The following is an 18,063-nucleotide window of genomic DNA, read 5'->3' as shown; positions in this document are numbered from 1 at the left end:
GGTGAGGGCTGCGACGTCGCAGCCCCGACCCCCTGCGGCCGCGAAGTTCGAGGGCTGACGCGCCGTCCGCCGCCCCTCGACGTCCGCGTTCGCGCCGACGTCGCGGCGTGCCGACCCTCGAACTCCGCGCCCGTCCCGCCACGCCGCTCGACGTCGTCGCCGCGTCCACGCTCAAGGCGGCGGCCGACGTGCCGAAGGAGTTGCTGGGCGTGAGGAGACCGCGGAGCACCTCACCCACCCGTCGCGGCGCGTCGCGCCGCGGGCCGATCGCGCGCCGCGTCGAGCACCGGAGGCCCCATGAGCGCCGACCCCACCTGCCGCACGCCCGGTGGTGGCCCGCGCCGTCCACCCGTGCTGCAGTGGATCTACGACCAGCGGACGCGCAGCAAGATCGTCGCGACGGCGCTGCTCGGCGCCATCGTGGCCCTCGGCGTCGGCGCGGTCGGGCTCACGGCGTCCGCTCGCGCCAGCGACCAGGTGCAGCGCCTCTCCGACGACGACCTGCAGCGCATCGGCGCCATCGGCGACATGCGCGGCCTGCTCGGCGACGAGCGGGTGGCGGTGCGGGACGCCGTCATCGCCGTCGACCGCGCCGGCGCCGAGGCGGCCCTCGACCGCGTGGGCGAGGTGCAGCAGCGCTTCGACGCCATCGCGGCGGAGGTCCGCGCCGGGGATCTCCCGGCCGACCAGCGCACCGCGCTCGACGAGGCCGTCGCCGGCTTCGACGACTACGTCGACCTCGTCGAGACGACCCTCGGCCCGCTCGCCGTGGCCGGCGACGACGACGCCTGGCTGGCCGCCAACGACGAGCAGGTCGCCCCCGTCATCGAGGCGACGAGCGCCGCCGTCGACGAGCTGCGCGCGGACGTCCTCGCCGAGGCCCGGGCGACCGCCGCCGACCTCGCCGGCGAGCAGCGGCTGGTGCAGGTCCTCGTCGCGGTGATGGTCGTCGGCGGGACGGCGCTCGCCGTCACCGCGGCGGTCCTCATCTCCCGCGGCATCGAGGGCGGCATGCGCGACGTCCGCGACGTCGCCCTCGCCCTCGCGGACGGTGACCTCACGAAGGCCAGCGGGTACGGCAGCCGCTGCGAGCTCGGTGAGATGAGCGCGGCGATGGACACGGCCGTGCAGAACCTCCGCGGCGTCATGCGGGAGGTGGCGGCCTCGGCGGACGCCGTCGCCACCTCCTCGGACGAGCTGTCGAGCTCCTCGGCGCGCATCACGGAGTCGTCGGAGGCCACGAGCGGGCGCGCCACCGTCGTGTCGTCCGCGGCCGGCGAGGTGACGCGCAGCGTCGTGACGGTCGCGTCCTCCTCGGAGCAGATGGGCGCGTCGATCCGCGAGATCAGCAGCAACGCCAACGAGGCCGCCCGGGTGGCCGCCGAGGCCGTCCGCGCCGTCGCCGACACGAGCGCCACCGCGGTGCGCCTCGGCGAGTCCTCCCAGCAGATCGGCGAGGTGGTCAAGCTCATCACCTCGATCGCCGAGCAGACCAACCTCCTCGCGCTCAACGCGACCATCGAGGCCGCCCGCGCCGGCGCGGCCGGCAGGGGCTTCGCCGTCGTCGCCGCGGAGGTCAAGGACCTCGCCCAGGAGACGGCCCGCGCGACCGAGGGCATCGCCCGCCAGGTCGACGGCATCCAGGGCGACACCGCCGGCATCGTCGACGCCATCGGGCGCATCGGCGCCGTCATCGAGCAGATCGACAGCTTCCAGACCTCGATCGCCTCGGCCGTGGAGGAGCAGACGGCGACGACGAACGAGATGGTCCGCTCGGCCACCGAGGCGGCGTCGGCCTCCGCGGAGATCGCCGCGACCATCGAGGACGTGTCCTCGGCGGCCGGGGTGACCTCGGAGTCGCTGACCCAGACCCGCACCGTCGTCGACGGCCTCGCCCGCCGCGCCGCCGTCCTGCGCGGCACGGTCAGCCGGTTCACGTACTGACGCGCGTGACGGGCACGACGGCGCCCGGCGTGGCTGCCCCGCTGCGGCGCCGACCCGATCGAGGGTCGGGCGTGCCCTCGTCCACCTCCCGCTCCCGCGGCGCGGTCCTCGCGCTCGCGGTCGCGGCGCTCGCCGCGTGCGGCGTCCCGGTCGACGCCGGCGCGCCGGCGGGCGGCGCGGCCCCGGCGAGCTCGGCGCCCGTCCCCGCGCCGAGCACGGGCGCCCCGCCCAGCCCGGCGCCGACCACGCCGGCGCCCGCCGAGCCGCTGCCGACCGCGACGCCCGAGCCCCCCGCCGAGCCGACCCCGACCCGGACGGCGACGCCGGAGCCGTCCGCCCCGGCGCCCGGCACCGCGCTCGCCGCGCTGGCGACGCTTCCGGTCAAGGGCCGCGCGCCGAAGACCGGCTACGACCGCGACCTCTTCGGCCAGGCGTGGGCCGACGTCGACCGCAACGGCTGCGACACCCGCAACGACGTCCTGCGCCGCGACCTCGTCGACGTCGTCCTCGACGCCCGCACCGGCGGCTGCGTCGTCCTCACCGGCCTGCTCGCCGACCCCTACACCGGGACGACGCTCGCCTTCACCCGCGGCGTCGGCACGAGCTCGGAGGTGCAGGTCGACCACGTCGTCGCGCTCTCCGACGCCTGGCAGAAGGGCGCCCAGCAGTGGGACGCCGCCACGCGGGAGGCCTTCGCCAACGACCCGCTCAACCTCCTCGCCGTCGACGGCCCGACCAACGGCGCCAAGGGCGACGGCGACGCCGCCACCTGGCTGCCGCCGCAGCGCTCGGTCCGGTGCGCCTACGTCGCCCGGCAGGTCGCGGTGAAGGCCGCCTACGGCGCCTGGGTCACCGCGGCGGAGCGCGACGCCGTCGCCCGCGTCCTCGCCGACTGCCCCGGCGAGCCGCTGCCGACGCCCGCGACGACGGGCACTCCGCCGCGGGGAGCAGGCCTCGACATCAGCGGCTCCGCCGACCGCGAGCCGGCTCCCGCGCCGGAGCCCGCGCCCGCCCCCGCACCGGAGTTCGCGCCGCCCGCAGCACCCGCCGGGGGCGGCACCGACCCGCGCTTCGACACCTGCGGCGACGCGCTCGACGCCGGGTACGGCGAGTACGTGCGCGGCGTCGACCACGAGTACGACTGGTACCGCGACGGCGACGGCGATGGGGTCGCCTGCGAGGGCTGACGCCGAGGGGTCGTCAGTCCCACCAGAGGCCGACGAGCCCGTCGCGCGCCCGGGGCGCGACGTCGTCGACCCCGGCGAGCAGGTCGCGGCCCCTCCCCTCCCAGCAGCTGTCAGCGTCCATCGGCCGCACCCACGCCTCGGCGACCGCGCGGTCGAGTGGCGGTACGCCGTCGTCCGGCGTCGCCGGCTTGCCCGAGTGGTCCACCGGGTCGGGCCAGGTGGCGAGCACGAGCTCGGCCAGGTCTCGTGCCCGGGCGGCGGGCACCTGCACGCCGTCGAAGCGGACCGTCCGCCGACCGGGGCTGACGTGCCCGACGAGGTGACCGCCGAGGGCCCCGGCGACGTCCGCCAGTCCTCGGGCGGGTGCTTGGCCGTTGATCAAGCTGCTGGCCCACCACTCGTCGACGAGGTCGAGGGCCTCCCGGGCGGTCGCCGGGGGCACCTCGTCGACGCGGTAGGAGCCGTCGGGGAAGCCGCCCGCGGCGCTCGCGTCCTCGGAGCGGTACGGACCCAGGACGGCGTCCAGCGAGCCGGCGTCACCGGGCGTAGAGCCGCTCGACGAGGGTCGAGCGGGGCGGTCGTTGTCGGTCATGGCGGGACGCTACTGAGGCGCCCCGACAGCAGTGCCTCGACGTCGCGCCCGAGACGACGAGCCGGAGGTGGCAGCACGACGTCGCGCTAGAAGCCGTCGACGTGCTGCCACCTCCGCCGCGCCTCGGCTCACCGTCACGCCAGGCGGGGGAGAGTGGCGCCCGTGCCCGCCCGCCTGGTCCCCGCGTTGCTCGCCGTCGTCCTGGCGACGACGGGCTGCGGCCTCCTCGACGGCGCCGCCCCGCAGCAGCAGGAGGTCACAGGCCCGGCGCTCGACGTCCTCGCGACGCTCGAGGTCCGCGACCGCGACCCGCGCGCCGGCTACGACCGCGAGCTGTTCGGCGAGCGGTGGGCCGACGTCGACGGCAACGGCTGCGACACCCGCAACGACGTCCTGCGGCGCGACCTCGATGACGTCGACCTCGACCGCCGCAACGGCTGCCTCGTCTGGTCCGGCGTGCTCGTCGACCCCTACTCCGGCGTCGTCGTCGACTTCGAGCGCGGCCCGGACACGAGCCCGGAGGTGCAGGTCGACCACGTCGTCGCGCTCTCCGACGCCTGGCAGAAGGGCGCCCAGCAGTGGGACGCCGAGACCCGCGAGGCATTCGCCAACGACCCGCTCAACCTCCTCGCCGTCGACGACGACGTCAACGAGGCCAAGAGCGACGGCGACGCCGCCACCTGGCTCCCGCCGGAGCGCGGCGTGCGGTGCGCGTACGTCGCCCGGCAGGTCGCCGTGAAGGCCGCGTACGGCGCGTGGGTCACCTCGGCCGAGCGCGACGCCGTCGCCCGGGTGCTGGCCGAGTGCCCCGACGAGCCGGTGCCCGCCGAGGGTGAGGTGGAGGTGCCCGCGCTCGGGACGACGTCGTGACGGCGAAGGGGTGGTCATGGCGACGACAGCGTGCCTGGCCCCTCCAGCACCCCCAGCGCCGCGCTCGCGCCCAGCACGACGACGACGGCACCCACCACGACGACCGCCATCACCGCGTCCCCGCGCGACAGGGGGGACGGGCGCCACGTCGTCCGCGGCTCGAGCCCCAGCCCGCGCTGCTCCAGGGACTGCGACATCCGCTCGCCCTTGCGCACGGAGACGACGAGGAGCCCGAACACCGCTCCGAGCAGCACCCGCGGCGAGCGCACGGGCGTGCCGTCGCGGCGCAGCGGCGCCCGGACGGCGTGGGCCGCGCGCAGCACGTCCCACTCCCGTGGCATCTCCTGGAGCATCCGGTAGCCGGCGAGGACGGCGTACGTCACCCGCGGGCTGAGCCGGGCGTTCTGCTGCAGGCTCGTCATGAGCCGCACCGGGCTCGTCGAGGCGACGAAGGCGATGGCGAGCACTCCGACGAGCAGCGTCCGGAGCCCCAGCGCGACGCCGACCTCGAGGCCCTCGACGGTGACGCGCAGCGGCCCCGGCGAGGCGACGACGACGCCCGGCCGGGACAGGGCGTTGACGAGCACCTGCCCGACGGCGAAGGCGACGAACGGCGCGTGCGCGACCGCGAGGGTCCTCGGCGGCACACGGGCGCCGAGCACCGCGCCGACGAGCCCCAGCGCGTAGAGCACCGCGGGCGTCACGGGGTCGAGGACGAGCAGCGCGCCCAGCGAGACCGCCAGCACGTGCGCGAGCTTCACCACCGGGTCGCGTCGCGCGAGCACCGACGCCCGCGGGTCCTCCCCGGCGAGCAGCGCGCTCACGGCGCCACCACGGCGTCGCTGCGCACCGGGGCGTCCAGCGCGGCGAGGGCGGCGCGCACGCGCTCGCCGTCGAGCCCCTCGGCCAGCAGCCACCGCACGAGCGGTGGCAGCACGAGCCCGCCCCGGCGCAGTGCGGCGTCGTCGCGGAGCACGTCGGCGAGAGGACCGTCCGCGACGACGCCGCCCGCACCGAGCACGACGACGCGGTCCGCCACCGCCGCGACCGTCCGCAGGTCGTGGCTCACCACCACGACCCCCCGCCCGGAGGCCGCTGCGCGCCGGAGCGCCCGCACTAGGTCGGCGACGGCGCGACGGTCGAGCCCGAGCGTCGGCTCGTCGACGAGCAGGCACGGCCGGTCGTGCACGAGCATCGCCGCGACCGACAGGCGCCGGAGCTCGCCGCCCGACAGCCGGTGCGGGTCGGCGTCGGCGAGGTGGGCGAGCCGGTGCTCGGCCAGCGCGGCCTCCACCCGCCCGTCCTGCGCGGCCTCCGGGTCGAGCCCGGCCGCCACCTCGGCGCGCACGCTCGTCGCGACGAGCTGGTGCTCGGCGTCCTGGAACACCATCGCCGGGCGCGCCCCGAGCACCTCGCCCGCCGCGGGCGTGAGCAGGCCGGCGAGCGTGAGCAGCAGCGAGGACTTGCCCGTGCCGTTGGCGCCCAGCACCGCGACGACCTCCCCGGCACGGACGTCGAGGTCGACGTCGCGCAGCAGCGCCGCCTCCGCGGCGGCCCGGGCCTGGGCCTCCCGCCCGCGGCGGGTGCGGCGTCGCCGCTCGCGGTCCCCGCGCGCCCGGACGGCCAGGCCCCGCGCTCGCAGCACCGGCTCGCCCGCCGGCGGCGTCTCCCGGGCGGGCGCCGTCGCCACGAGGTGCCGCAGCGCGTCCGCGACGGCGGGCGCGGCCAGCCCCCCGCGGTGCCCGGTGTGCGCGGCGAGCTCGACCTCGAGCGGCAGCCAGCACCCCGCGGCGGCCAGCTCGGCCGCCGCCTCGTGGAGCACGACGTCGGTCGGTCCGTCGGCGAGCACGCGCGCGTCCGCCGAGAGCGCGACCGTCCGGGCGGGTAGGCCCGCCAGGCCGCAGTCTCCGGCGAGGTCGTCCAGCCGGTGCTCGACGAGGAGCACCGCCGGTCCGCCGTCCCCGAGCGTCGCGTCGAGCGCCGAGCGCACGGCGGCGACGCCCGCCGGGTCGAGCATCGACGTCGGCTCGTCGAGCAGCAGCACGTCCGGCTCGGCGACGAGCGTCGCCCCCAGCGCGACCCGCTGCACCTCCCCGCCGGACAGCTCGGCCGTCCGCCGCCGTCGCAGCGCGGAGGCCCCCACGGCGGCGAGCGTGACGTCGACGCGCCCGTCGATCACCGCCGGGTCGACGGCGCGGTTCTCCAGCGGCAGCGCCATCTCCTGCTCGACGACGGGCAGGCACACGCTCGAGCCGGGGTCCTGCGCGAGGACCCCGACGTGCCGCGAGAGCTCGACGACGCTCGTCTCCTCGGTCGGACGTCCGGCCACCCGCGCCGTGCCCTCGAGGTCGGCCGACACCGTGTGCGGCACGACGCCGGACACGACGCGCAGCAGCGTCGACTTGCCCGACCCCGACGGCCCGACGACGAGCACGTGCTCGCCGGAGGCGACGGCGAGCGTCACGTCCTGCAGCAGCGGCGCGGTCCTGCGGTGGTGCCGGACGGTCGCACCGTCCAGCACCACCGCGGGGTGCCCCGTGGTGGCTCCCGTCACCGACGGGCCGCGGAGCGGCGGTCGCGCCCGATGGCGAAGTCGTCGACGACGCCGGTGCGCGCCAGCGCGTCCACGACCACCCGGGCCAGCAGCCCGCCGAGCACCACGCCGGAGACCAGGTGGGTCCCCAGGCGCAGGAACAGGATGTCCTGCCCGTACCAGCCGAATCGGAAGCCGCTGAAGGCGAAGACGAGCGCCGCCCCGAGCAGGCCGGAGAGCGCGTAGACGCCCCACCCGAAGCGCCGGTAGCGGGTGATGGCGAAGGGGATCTCGCTCCCGAGGCCCTGGAGCAGCGCGGAGACCAGGAGCACGGGGCCGACGGGGGAGCCGAGGAAGGCCACCTCGACGAGCGCCGCGAGCAGCTCGGCCGCGACCCCCGAGCCGGGCTTGCGGGTGATGGCGATGACGATCGGTGCCACGAGCAGCCAGCCGCCCTGGAGCACGTGCTGGGCGAGGTCGCCGGCGGGGCCCATGGCGACCTGCAGGCCGATCCACGCCTGGACGAGCGCCCAGTAGACGAAGCCGAAGACGACGCCCAGGACGACGGCGAGGACGATGTCGCGCAGCTGCCAGCGGCTGCTGCGGCGCGGGGTGGTCGTGGTGCTCATCGGGCGTCTCCGGTGGTCGCGCTCGCGCCGCCCCGGGCGCTGGGGGAGCCGACCGAGATCGTCAGGTGCGTGACGACGTGCGGCACGACCTCCCCGACGGACGCCCAGGCGTCGACGGCGGTGGCGACGACGTCGGCGACGTCCCCGCGCAGCATCGTCGCGTAGTGCGCTGCGCCCGAGGCCGTCCCGCGCTGCTGCGCGGCGGCGATGGCCCTCTCGATGTGCGCCATGTGCTCGCCGTCCTGCTCGGCGAGAGCCCCTGGCGTCCCGGCGCCGGCGGCGTTGAGCAGCGGGTACAGCGACCACTGCGCCGCGGCGTGCACGCCGGTGGCCTCCACGTCGACGGCCTCGACGGCGGGCAGCCCGGTGACGGACAGGTCGCAGCTGACCTCGCCGGGGCACCCCCGCGAGAGCAGCACGTGCGCGACGACGTGCCCTCCCTCACTGCGCCGCGACGCGGCCGCGACGAGCCCGGCGATGTAGCGCGCGAGCCGCTGCTCGCCGGGTGCTTGCCGCGCGCCCACGTAGGTGCTTACCTCGTCGGTCGAGAGCTCGAGGCCCTCGGTGATACCGGCCTCCTCGACGTCGGCGAGCGCGCCGAGGATGACGTCGACGAACCGGTCGGTGTGCGGGTGCACACTGACGCGCGCGCCGATGCCGAGCTCGCGGACCTGCGCGTCGCGGGCGGCGGCGCCTGCTGGCGACGTGCCGTCGGGCGCGGTCGTGATCCGCGCCGTGTCCTCGGTCGGATGGGTCTGTGCTGGTCGGGTCTGAGTCATGGCGGTCCCTCCACGGGCCCGCGGGTACCTCGAGACGCGCCGACGGCGGACGACGACGCGTGCCCTGCTGCCTACGCCGGTGCGAACCGGATCAGGTCGAACGGGTCTGCGGACTCTCCGCACTCTCAGCGCTGCTGCGCTCCCCGGGGGTGGGGCGAACCTACGCACTGCGCGTGAGTGGTGTCGACTAGAGCATCAGCCAGCCCGGCGGTGGGGTGGACCGTCAGGGGCGCTGCCGGCTCGTGTCGTCTCGTGACGTAGCGGCAGTGTCCGGCTCATCCATCTGCCAAGGTGGTTCCGTGGCGACGTGGTCCTCCGAGCGTGATGCAGAGTTGCGCCGCGAAGCGATGGCGTGGCTGACGGTTCGGTCCGAGGACGGACGCGAACCCATTCCCTCCGATGTGCTTCGCGAGTTCGTCTTCGAGGGCGAGCGGATGCCGCTGCTCGATGCGCAGCGCGGCATCCGGAAGCCGGCGGTCCTCGAAGCCGCCCTCAGCATCCGGACGGTCTACACGCAGGAAGGGCGTGAGCGGCCATATGACGACGCGCCGGGCCCTGATGGCATGCTGCGTTACAAGTGGCGCGGTGACGACCCTTCTCACCCAGAGAATCGAGCTCTCCGACAGGCTTGGCGTCGAGGTGTGCCCCTGATCTGGTTCTTTGGTGTCAGCTCGGGCATGTACCTGCCCGTCTTTCCAATCCTCATCCTCGACGAAGAGGTCGAGCAACAGCAATTCGTGGTCGACCCGGACGTCGGTCACGGTCTTGTCGCGGCTGGGTCCGTAGTCGAGGAGACGATGCGGCGCTACATCGTCACCCAGACCCGGCGACGCCTCCACCAGCCAGTGTTCCGCGCCACAGTGATGCGTGCGTATGCGACCCGATGTGCCGTCTGCTCCTTGGCCCACGGGCAACTGCTCGATGCCGCGCACATCATCCCCGACGCGCAGGAGCAGGGCATCGCTTCCGTGCGGAACGGTATGGCGATGTGCAAGATCCACCACGCCGCTTTCGACGCCAACATCCTGGGAGTTGACCCTCAGGGTGTCGTCATGATCCGCAAAGACCTACTCGACGAAGTTGACGGGCCGATGCTCACTTGGGGTCTGCAGAAGCACCACGGGGAGCGGTTACGCGTCCTGCCTGCGGTCAAGAAGGAGCGACCCGACCCACTACTCCTGGAGCAGCGGTGGCAGGACTTCGTCGCCGCTTCCTGAGGCTGGGCTTCTGAGCTGCTCAGCGCCGGGTTTACGGTCAAGCAGGCGAGGTCGGCCAGCTCGGTGAAGGGGCGCTGACTTCCGGGCGTCACGTGAGCCGCATAGGGGTGAGGCGCCGTGACGACGCTGTGGTGAGCGCCCTTGAAGGCCGATGGTGCTAGCACCATCAAGGAGGTCCTGTGCAAATCGCCAAGCACCCGTCCGCCGTCGCCGTCGCAGGCTCGCCCCTGCCCCGCCGCGCCTTGCTCACCGCCGGCGCTCTCGCCGCAGCCAGTTCGGCCTTGCTCGCCCCGGCCGCCGACGCTGCGCCCCGCTCGCCCTTCGCCGGCCTCGGCGCGTGGATCGACCTCTACGACTGGACGCCGCGCCGTCCGGCCGTGACGACGACGACTCTCGACACGATGGCCAGCGCTGGCGTCCAGACGGTGTACCTGCAGAGCTCTCGGCCGGGCTCGGCCACGCTCGTCGACCCGGCGCGCCTGCGGGGCCTCGTCGACCGCGCCCACCGCAGGGGCATGAAGGTCGTGCTCTGGTACCTGCCCACGCACACCGACGAAGAGCGGGACGCCCGCCACCTGCGCGCCGCCGCCGGTGAGAAGGTCGACGGCGTGGGCGTCGACATCGAGTCGACGGCCGTCCCGTCGGTCGCCGAGCGCAACCGCCGGGTCGTGCGCCTCGTGCAGCGCACGCGGGCGGTGACGACCAAGCCGCTCGTCGCCATCACGCCGAGCCCCACCGGACTCGCGCAGTACGCGCCCAAGGACTGGTGGCCCGACTTCCCCTTCGCCGCCATCCGGCCGCACGTCGACGCCGTCGCGACGATGACGTACTGGGCCTACCGCAAGGGGAAGGTCGAGGCGGGCGCCTACACGGCGAGCGACGTCCGCCTCGCCCGCGAGGCCAGCCGCGATGCCCGACTCCCCGTCCACGTCATCGGCTCGCCGACCACGGCGGCCGACGTCCGGTCCATGGCGAAGGCCGTGCGAGCGACGGGCGCAGCCGGCGGGTCGCTGTACGACTGGGCGACGACACCCTCCGGGCTGCAGACGCCGCTGCGAGACCTGCGGCGATGAGATCGATGCAGATCAGCAGATGCACGCATATGCTGATCTGCATGCGAACGACGCTGAACCTCGCCGACGGGCTCATGGCTGAGGTGAAGCAGAGAGCGAGCCAGGAGGGGCGGACGACGACGAGCTTCATCGAGGAAGCGCTGCGCGCCTACCTCGCTGCCGAGCGCACGTCACCGTCCGACGAGCCGCTCCCGTCGTGGGGGTCTGCTGACGGCCGGGTCCTCGTGGACCTCGAGGACAGAGACGCGGTCTGGGCGGCGCTGGACGAGACGTCGTGATCCTGCCGGACGTCAACGTCCTCGTGCACGCCTTCCGTCGTGAGGCGCCACAGCACGACGCGTACGCCAGCTGGCTCACGGAGGTCGTCGGCGGGGCGGAGGAGCTGGCCCTCCACGACGCTGTGCTCAGCGGCCTCGTGCGCGTCGTCACGAACCCGCGGATCTTCGCGGACCCGGCGCCGACGTCAGCCGCCCTCTCCCTCGTGGAGCGGCTCGTGCAGGCGCCGCGCTCGACCTGGCTGCCCTCCGGTAGTGCCGTGTGGCGACGCCTCGACGGCTGGGCGGCGCAGGACCTGGGACTGCGCGGCAACCTGGTGCCGGACGCCCTGCTCGCGTCGCTCGCCGTCACCCATGGGGCGCGTCTCGCGACGGCCGACCGGGGCTTCGCCCGCTTCCCGGGTCTGCGGTGGTTCAGCCCGGTGGGGGTGAGCTGAGGGAGGGGCTCACGTCCCTGGCCGGCGCGCGCGATCAGGTTCCTGCCGCTCCCGCCAGACGCGCGATCACCCGCGCCAGCCCGTCGTCGTCCCCGACGTTCCCCGGGAAGACGACGTACGGCACGCCGTCGGCGGGCCCGTCGGCGGGCTGCCACAGGGACACGAGCCCCGGCAGCATCGGGCCGACGACCGTGGCGCGGCTGATCCCCAGCCCGCGGACGGCGACGTCGTGCGACGTGATGCCGCCCTTGGCGACGACGAAGCGCGGCGGCCGCTCGGCGAGCACGCGGGCGACGACGTCGACCACCGCGTCCGAGACCGACCGGGAGAGCGCGAGGCTCGCGGCGGCGTCGTCCGCGGTGACGAGGTCGCGGCTCGTCTGCACCAGCGCGTCACCGCGCCCGAGGGCGTCGACGACCCGCGCGACGGCCTCGTCGAGATGGCCGGCGCGGCGCTTCTCGTCGACGAGGACGGGCACCGACAGCTCGACGACCTCGGTGCCGGGGCGCTCGGCGACGAGCCGGTCGCGCTGGCGGGTCGTCAGCCCGGTGTGGGAGCCGACGACGACGAGACCGCCCGCGCCGGAGCGGTCGGCGACGTCCACGTGCTCGACGACGTCCGGCGCCTCCTGGCCGACGCGGGCCCGCACGAAGGCGGGGCCGGTGCGGTAGAGCAGCGTCCGCCCCTCCTCCTCGAGGCGCAGGCACGCCAGCGCCGTCACCTGCAGGTCGACCTGCGTGGCGGCGTCCACGGACACCACGGACCCCGTCGGCGCGCCGCGCAGGACCTCGACGACGGCGTCGGGCCCGCGGCGGACCGTCGCGAGGTCGAGGACGACGACGTCGTCCGCCGGGACGGCGCCGCCCGTCTTCTCCTCGACCCACGCGGGCAGGTGCGAGCTGCGGTAGCCGAACGTCGCGTCGCGGGCGAACTCCGACTCCCCGACGGGCACCATCTCGCCGCCCTCGCGGGTCCAGTGGGTGCCGCCGGCGGTGATGCGCCCGGCGTCCGGGAAGGCCGGGGCGAGCAGCACGAGGTCGGGCCGGTCGAGGCCCGCGGCGGCGAGCTCCTCGGCGACGACGTCGGTCTCGAGGGGGAAGTGGCCGCGCAGCGTCGAGTCGCTGCGGGACAGGAAGGTCACACGCTCGCCGCGCTCGGCGGCGGCCGCCAGCGCGGCCCGCACCACCTCGCGCGTCCGCTCCTCGGTGGCGGCCGAGTCGAGGCTGCGGGAGTTCGTCAGGACGTAGAGCGCGGGGCTCCGGCCGAGCGCCCACGCGAGGTCGTCGGTCTCCCACCGCGTCAGCACGGGGAGGTCGGCGACGGACTGCGTGCCCGTCGGGTCGTCGTCGAGCACCACGAGCGTGGTGCCGGCGGCGCGCAGGGCCTCGGCCACCTCGGCGGCGGTGGTGTCGGCCTCCGGGCCGGCGGCGGTCAGGACGTCGTCGAGCGTCATCGCTCCTCCTCGTCGGTGCGCTACCGAGCGCCCACCGTGCCGGCGCCCGCGACCATGGTCGCGCGCTCCGGGACCGCGGGCCTGGGGTCGGTGCCGCCGGACCTGCGGACTGTCGTGAGGGCCGCGTGCTCACGCCCTCGCCAGCAGCACCTCGCTCACCGCGGCCAGCAGCGCCGGCTCCAGGTCGAGCGCCTGCAGCCGCGACGCGCGCAGCGCCGCGGGCTGGTCGGCCGTGACGACGGCGTAGGCCCGATTCTTCACGACGTGCTCCACCTGCGCGCGGTCGAGCAGCTGGAAGACCCGGTCGTGGACGTCGTTCGGGCGCAGCGACGGCGCCGACCCGAGGTCGACGGCCACCGTCGAGGACGGCGCCACGTCCTCAACCACGACGGACGTCCGCGTGGCGGTGCGGCGCACCACGGCGTCCCGGGCGACGTCGTCGACGGCGACGGCCGGGGTGGCGCCGTCGACGAGGGCGACGAAGGTCAGCGTCCACGTGCGCCCGGCGGGGACGGCGTCGAGCGGCCCGGTGGCGGGTCCGACGGTGAGACGGCCGGTGGCCTGGTCGTAGGTGAGCGGGGTGCGGACGGGCTCGCCGGTGGTGGTGTCGTCGTCCTCGAGCAGCGCGAAGGAGCCGTCGGCGCCGACGACGACGAGCACCTCGAGGTGGTCGGGGTTGGCCGTGCCGTTGCCCGGGCGGGCGTCGCCGTCGAGGGGGACGAGCGCTCCCGCCGGCGCGAGGACGGGGATCGTCGTGAGGTCGCGGTGCAGGAGGACCTCGCGGTCGCCGTCGTAGACGAGGTCGGTCATGACGTCGACCCAGGTGCCGGCGGGCAGCCACGCGCGGGTCGCGGCGAGCAGGGTGCGGCGGTCGGCGGGCTCGGTGATCGGCGCGACGACGAGCTGCGTGCCGAAGGTCGTCTGGTTCGGGACGCCGTACGCCTCCTGCGCCTGCGGCCAGCGGTGGTACATCGGCTGGACGAGCGGGAGGCCCTCGACGGCGGCGCGGTGGTTCATCGTGTGGAGGTAGGGCAGCAGGCGGTGCCGCAGCCGCAGGTGCTCGACCATGACGTCGCGGGCGGCGGCGGGGAAGTCCCACGGCGCCTTGGAGATGAAGGCGTCCGCTCCCGAGTGCAGGCGGGTGATCGGCGAGAAGACGCCGAGCTGCACCCACCGGGTCGTCAGCTCGTCGTCGCGGGTGCCGAAGAAGTGGCCGCCGACGTCGTGGCTCCACCAGCCGTAGCCGATGTTGGCCGCGGTGGCGGTGAAGAAGGGCTGGAAGGCCAGGGACGCCCAGGAGATGACCGTGTCGCCGGAGAAGCCCACGGGGTAGCGGTGGCTCCCCGGCCCCGCGTACCGCGAGAAGGTCAGCGGCCGTCGCCCGTCCCGCCCGTTGTCCAGGTAGTGCAGGTGGTTGAGGACCCACAGCGGGTCGACGCCCGCCACGCGCGAGTGCGGCCCCGACTGCCAGTCGAGCCACCAGAAGTCGACGCCCTGCTCCTCGAGGGGGTGGTGCAGGACGTCGAGGTAGGCGGCCATGAAGTCGGGGTCGGTGACGTCGAAGGAGATCGGCAGCCCCTCCGCGGCGTCGCGCCCGAGGGCCTCTGCCATGGCGGGGTACGCCTCCTCGTGGCGGCGGACGCCGTCCGCGGGGTGCACGTTGAGCGTCACGCGCAGGCCGCGCTCGTGGAGGGCCGCGAGGAAGGCCGGCGGGTCGGGGAAGAGCTCGCGGTCCCACGTGTAGCCCGTCCACCCGCTGCCCAGGGCCGGGTCGATGTCGACGAGGTGCCAGTCCATGTCGATGACGCTCACCGACAGGGGCACCTCCTCCTCGCGGAACCGCTCGACGAGCGCGAGGTAGGTGTCCGTCGTGTAGCGGTGGTAGCGGCTCCACCAGGTGCCCAGCGCGTACCGAGGCAGGACGGGCGTGGGCCCGGAGACGTCCCGGAGCGCACGCAGGGCGTCCTCGTGGTCGAGCCCGTACGTGAAGAGGTACAAGTCCGTGCGCCCGACGCCGTCCGCCGCCACCCAACCGTCGGCCCCGAAGCAGAAGGACCCGCCGTCGTCGACGAGCGCGAGCCCGGTGCGGGAGACGACACCCGGCTCGAGGGGGATGGCGCCGTCGGCCTCGTCGAGGGTGCGCGCCGTCCCGCCGAGGTCGTCGGGCACCTGCCCGTAGCGCCAGTCGGAGGCGTGGTGCGTGATGCCGCCGAGCGCCGAGACCTGCAGGCCGCTCGTGGTGAACGGCCCCTTGTCGTAGGTCAGGTGGAAGCGGGACGTGAGGATCTCGAGGTGGCTGCCGCTGTCGACCACGCGGTACTCGGGGACGGGCAGCTCCCGGTGGAGCGCGAAGGTCGACGCCCGGTCCTCGAAGCGGCCGTCGGCGGAGTGCTCCATCCGGACGAGACCGTCGGTGAGGACGGTGAAGCGGTAGGTGTCGCCCTGCACGACGGCGCGCGGGTCGGCGACGGGGCGGGACGGCAGGGGCTCCGGGAGCGGCATGACGGGAGTCTGCCGACGACCACCGACGACGGCGAGACCCGCCGGATGGGGGACGCCGGCGCCCTCCGCCACCGCGGGTTTGCACGCGCCCGCGGTGTGGCCTAACGTTCTTCCTCGCCGCCCGGGAGGGAGGAACGGACACCAGCTCGGTGGCCGGTCCCCGCTGGGAGAGGCAACTCCGCGTGGCCGTCAGGCTGGTGCTCCTTCGGGAGTTCTGGACTGTTGGGTGTGCGTGGGGCCCGGATCGGGTTGGTCGGATGGCCTGCGGATCTGGGTTAGTGTTTCGGAGCCGCGCCGGGAACGGTGCGGAGCGCCTCACACGGGGGCCGCCTTCACAGGGTTGGTCCCGTGTGCGGGTCTGCTTCTTGAGAACTCAACAGCGTACCGAAGTCGAATGCCATTTTTTGTGGGCTGGACTGGTGGTGCTGGGTCTGCCGTCGGTGGGCTCGGTGTCGTCTGGTGCTGGTCAAGTGTTCTGCTGCCCTGTTGTGGGGTGGTGGGGGGCGTTCAGGTGCCTTGCTCGCCAGTGGGTGGGGTGCTGTTGTTCCAGGTGTATTAAGACCGGCTTCTAGTTCTTTCTTTCAGGGAGAGGCAGGGGCTTGGTTGTTGTGCATTGATGGAGAGTTTGATCCTGGCTCAGGACGAACGCTGGCGGCGTGCTTAACACATGCAAGTCGAACGGTGATGTGCCCGGCTTGCCGGGTGCGGATCAGTGGCGAACGGGTGAGTAACACGTGAGCAACCTGCCCCTGACTCTGGGATAACCACCGGAAACGGTGGCTAATACCGGATATGACCCCTTGTCGCATGGTGGGGGGTGGAAAGTTTTTCGGTCGGGGATGGGCTCGCGGCCTATCAGCTTGTTGGTGGGGTGATGGCCTACCAAGGCGACGACGGGTAGCCGGCCTGAGAGGGTGACCGGCCACACTGGGACTGAGACACGGCCCAGACTCCTACGGGAGGCAGCAGTGGGGAATATTGCGCAATGGGCGGAAGCCTGACGCAGCGACGCCGCGTGGGGGATGAAGGCCTTCGGGTTGTAAACCTCTTTCAGCTCCGAAGAAGCGAGAGTGACGGTAGGAGCAGAAGAAGCACCGGCTAACTACGTGCCAGCAGCCGCGGTAATACGTAGGGTGCGAGCGTTGTCCGGAATTATTGGGCGTAAAGAGCTCGTAGGCGGCTCGTCGCGTCTGCTGTGAAAGCCCGGGGCTTAACCCTGGGTCTGCAGTGGGTACGGGCGAGCTAGAGTGCGGTAGGGGAGACTGGAATTCCTGGTGTAGCGGTGAAATGCGCAGATATCAGGAGGAACACCGGTGGCGAAGGCGGGTCTCTGGGCCGTAACTGACGCTGAGGAGCGAAAGCATGGGTAGCGAACAGGATTAGATACCCTGGTAGTCCATGCCGTAAACGTTGGGCGCTAGGTGTGGGCCGCATTCCACGTGGTCTGTGCCGCAGCTAACGCATTAAGCGCCCCGCCTGGGGAGTACGGCCGCAAGGCTAAAACTCAAAGGAATTGACGGGGCCCCGCACAAGCGGCGGAGCATGCGGATTAATTCGATGCAACGCGAAGAACCTTACCAAGGCTTGACATGCAGGGAAATCCTCCAGAGATGGTGGGTCCGCAAGGGTCCTGCGCAGGTGGTGCATGGTTGTCGTCAGCTCGTGTCGTGAGATGTTGGGTTAAGTCCCGCAACGAGCGCAACCCTCGTTCGATGTTGCCAGCGGGTGATGCCGGGGACTCATCGGAGACTGCCGGGGTCAACTCGGAGGAAGGTGGGGATGACGTCAAATCATCATGCCCCTTATGTCTTGGGCTTCACGCATGCTACAATGGCCAGTACAAAGGGCTGCGAGACCGTGAGGTGGAGCGAATCCCAAAAAGCTGGTCTCAGTTCGGATTGGGGTCTGCAACTCGACCCCATGAAGTCGGAGTCGCTAGTAATCGCAGATCAGCAACGCTGCGGTGAATACGTTCCCGGGGCTTGTACACACCGCCCGTCACGTCACGAAAGTCGGTAACACCCGAAGCCGGTGGCCCAACCCCTTGTGGGAGGGAGCTGTCGAAGGTGGGACTGGCGATTGGGACGAAGTCGTAACAAGGTAGCCGTACCGGAAGGTGCGGCTGGATCACCTCCTTTCTAAGGAGCATCTGGCATCGCCGGCGCTGGCATCCCCGCATGCGGGGGTGGTGGCGGACGGTGGTGTGCGGAGACCAGGCCCGGGCCGTGCGCGTCCGGGGTGGTGCTCGTGGGTGGAACGTTCGGCTGGTCTGGTGGCCTTGGGCTGCTGGGGGTGAGTACCGCTGACGCGGGTCCTGCTTGGGTGCGGGGGTCGTGGTGGTGTGCGGGGAAGCGTCTGGTGGTGGGGTGGCTGGGCCGTGGTGCGCTGTTGGGTCCTGAGGGAGCAGGCCGAAGGCTTGTTTGCTCTGGAGTGAGCGCGGGTCGTCCCTGCGGTCATACCGCCCCCCGAAGATCTCTGACGCCTCGAGTGTCGGGGGTGGGGTGGGGGTGGGTGCCGGTGGTGGGGGTGGCGTGTTCGTAGCTTGAGAACTGCACAGTGGACGCGAGCATCT

At 73.4% G+C, this 18,063-nt stretch carries 14 protein-coding genes and 1 rRNA gene; 8 read left to right on the top strand and 7 right to left on the bottom strand.

Annotation, left to right across the window (positions count from 1 at the left end):
* Nucleotides 1-297: 297 nt before the first annotated feature.
* Complete coding sequence (locus WDV85_RS10930; RefSeq protein ID WP_339570639.1) at nucleotides 298-1,944, top strand: methyl-accepting chemotaxis protein; 1,647 nt, start codon at nucleotides 298-300, stop codon at nucleotides 1,942-1,944.
* A 71-nt stretch (nucleotides 1,945-2,015) separates the two neighbouring features.
* Nucleotides 2,016-3,131 carry a GmrSD restriction endonuclease domain-containing protein gene (locus WDV85_RS10925; protein ID WP_339570638.1) on the top strand — a complete coding sequence of 372 codons (1,116 nt, stop codon included), beginning with the start codon at nucleotides 2,016-2,018 and terminating at the stop codon, nucleotides 3,129-3,131.
* 13 nt (nucleotides 3,132-3,144) lie between these two features.
* Here the strand turns inward: WDV85_RS10925 and WDV85_RS10920 are convergent, their stop codons facing one another.
* On the bottom strand, nucleotides 3,145-3,723 hold the full coding sequence (locus WDV85_RS10920; protein ID WP_339570637.1) for a hypothetical protein: 579 nt from the start codon (nucleotides 3,721-3,723) through the stop codon (nucleotides 3,145-3,147).
* 162 nt (nucleotides 3,724-3,885) lie between these two features.
* Here WDV85_RS10920 and WDV85_RS10915 point away from each other — a divergent pair, with 162 nt between their 5' ends.
* Entirely contained in the window at nucleotides 3,886-4,593 is a 708-nt protein-coding gene (locus tag WDV85_RS10915) for an HNH endonuclease family protein (protein WP_339570636.1), read from the top strand.
* Between the two features lie 14 nt (nucleotides 4,594-4,607).
* Here WDV85_RS10915 and WDV85_RS10910 read toward each other — a convergent pair whose 3' ends face one another.
* Genes WDV85_RS10910 through WDV85_RS10895 form a run of 4 tightly spaced genes read right to left on the bottom strand, consistent with a single transcriptional unit; the run spans nucleotide 4,608 to nucleotide 8,534 of the window.
* Complete coding sequence (locus WDV85_RS10910; RefSeq protein WP_339570635.1) at nucleotides 4,608-5,417, bottom strand: energy-coupling factor transporter transmembrane component T family protein; 810 nt, start codon at nucleotides 5,415-5,417, stop codon at nucleotides 4,608-4,610.
* Nucleotides 5,414-7,114 carry an ABC transporter ATP-binding protein gene (locus tag WDV85_RS10905; protein WP_339570634.1) on the bottom strand — a complete coding sequence of 567 codons (1,701 nt, stop codon included), beginning with the start codon at nucleotides 7,112-7,114 and terminating at the stop codon, nucleotides 5,414-5,416. Before WDV85_RS10905 ends, WDV85_RS10910 begins: the two co-directional genes overlap by 4 nt.
* A gap of 29 nt (nucleotides 7,115-7,143) precedes the next feature.
* The gene (locus WDV85_RS10900; RefSeq protein ID WP_339570633.1) at nucleotides 7,144-7,755 is read right to left on the bottom strand and encodes an ECF transporter S component; all 612 of its coding nucleotides are present in this window, start codon (nucleotides 7,753-7,755) and stop codon (nucleotides 7,144-7,146) included.
* A complete protein-coding gene (locus tag WDV85_RS10895) occupies nucleotides 7,752-8,534 on the bottom strand; it encodes a YkoF family thiamine/hydroxymethylpyrimidine-binding protein (RefSeq protein WP_339570632.1) in 783 nt (260 codons plus the stop codon). Before WDV85_RS10895 ends, WDV85_RS10900 begins: the two co-directional genes overlap by 4 nt.
* A gap of 299 nt (nucleotides 8,535-8,833) precedes the next feature.
* Here WDV85_RS10895 and WDV85_RS10890 point away from each other — a divergent pair, with 299 nt between their 5' ends.
* From WDV85_RS10890 to WDV85_RS10875, 4 genes are all read left to right on the top strand, one after another.
* Nucleotides 8,834-9,751 carry an HNH endonuclease gene (locus tag WDV85_RS10890; protein ID WP_339570631.1) on the top strand — a complete coding sequence of 306 codons (918 nt, stop codon included), beginning with the start codon at nucleotides 8,834-8,836 and terminating at the stop codon, nucleotides 9,749-9,751.
* A 179-nt stretch (nucleotides 9,752-9,930) separates the two neighbouring features.
* Nucleotides 9,931-10,824: a hypothetical protein gene (locus WDV85_RS10885; protein ID WP_339570630.1), complete on the top strand. Its 894-nt coding sequence runs from the start codon at nucleotides 9,931-9,933 to the stop codon at nucleotides 10,822-10,824.
* 41 nt (nucleotides 10,825-10,865) lie between these two features.
* Nucleotides 10,866-11,102, top strand: a complete 237-nt coding sequence (locus WDV85_RS10880) for a type II toxin-antitoxin system VapB family antitoxin (RefSeq protein ID WP_339570629.1) — start codon at nucleotides 10,866-10,868, stop codon at nucleotides 11,100-11,102.
* A complete protein-coding gene (locus WDV85_RS10875; protein WP_339570628.1) occupies nucleotides 11,099-11,536 on the top strand; it encodes a TA system VapC family ribonuclease toxin in 438 nt (145 codons plus the stop codon). The genes WDV85_RS10880 and WDV85_RS10875 overlap by 4 nt, the downstream gene beginning before the upstream one ends.
* Before the next feature lie 34 nt (nucleotides 11,537-11,570).
* Here the strand turns inward: WDV85_RS10875 and WDV85_RS10870 are convergent, their stop codons facing one another.
* Nucleotides 11,571-12,989, bottom strand: coding sequence for a four-carbon acid sugar kinase family protein (locus tag WDV85_RS10870; RefSeq protein ID WP_339570627.1), 1,419 nt, complete (start codon nucleotides 12,987-12,989; stop codon nucleotides 11,571-11,573).
* 129 nt (nucleotides 12,990-13,118) lie between these two features.
* Entirely contained in the window at nucleotides 13,119-15,491 is a 2,373-nt protein-coding gene (locus tag WDV85_RS10865) for a glycoside hydrolase family 31 protein (protein WP_339570626.1), read from the bottom strand.
* Nucleotides 15,492-16,104: 613 nt separating this feature from the next.
* Between WDV85_RS10865 and WDV85_RS10860 the strand changes: the two genes are divergently transcribed.
* Nucleotides 16,105-17,629: ribosomal RNA gene (locus tag WDV85_RS10860) — 16S ribosomal RNA — on the top strand.
* Nucleotides 17,630-18,063: the final 434 nt, after the last annotated feature.

Source organism: Pseudokineococcus sp. 5B2Z-1, assembly GCF_037482305.1.
GTDB lineage: Bacteria > Actinomycetota > Actinomycetes > Actinomycetales > Quadrisphaeraceae > Pseudokineococcus.
This window is presented reverse-complemented; position numbering and strand designations above follow the sequence as displayed.

Excerpts from the sequence above, each read along its gene's own strand:
- WDV85_RS10930 (WP_339570639.1), top strand. The coding sequence starts at position 298 with ATGAGCGCCGACCCCACCTGCCGCACGCCCGGTGGTGGCCCGCGCCGT.
- WDV85_RS10920 (WP_339570637.1), bottom strand. The coding sequence starts at position 3,723 with ATGACCGACAACGACCGCCCCGCTCGACCCTCGTCGAGCGGCTCTACG.
- WDV85_RS10900 (WP_339570633.1), bottom strand. The coding sequence starts at position 7,755 with ATGAGCACCACGACCACCCCGCGCCGCAGCAGCCGCTGGCAGCTGCGC.
- WDV85_RS10895 (WP_339570632.1), bottom strand. The coding sequence starts at position 8,534 with ATGACTCAGACCCGACCAGCACAGACCCATCCGACCGAGGACACGGCG.
- WDV85_RS10880 (WP_339570629.1), top strand. The coding sequence starts at position 10,866 with ATGCGAACGACGCTGAACCTCGCCGACGGGCTCATGGCTGAGGTGAAG.
- WDV85_RS10870 (WP_339570627.1), bottom strand. The coding sequence starts at position 12,989 with ATGACGCTCGACGACGTCCTGACCGCCGCCGGCCCGGAGGCCGACACC.
- WDV85_RS10865 (WP_339570626.1), bottom strand. The coding sequence starts at position 15,491 with ATGCCGCTCCCGGAGCCCCTGCCGTCCCGCCCCGTCGCCGACCCGCGC.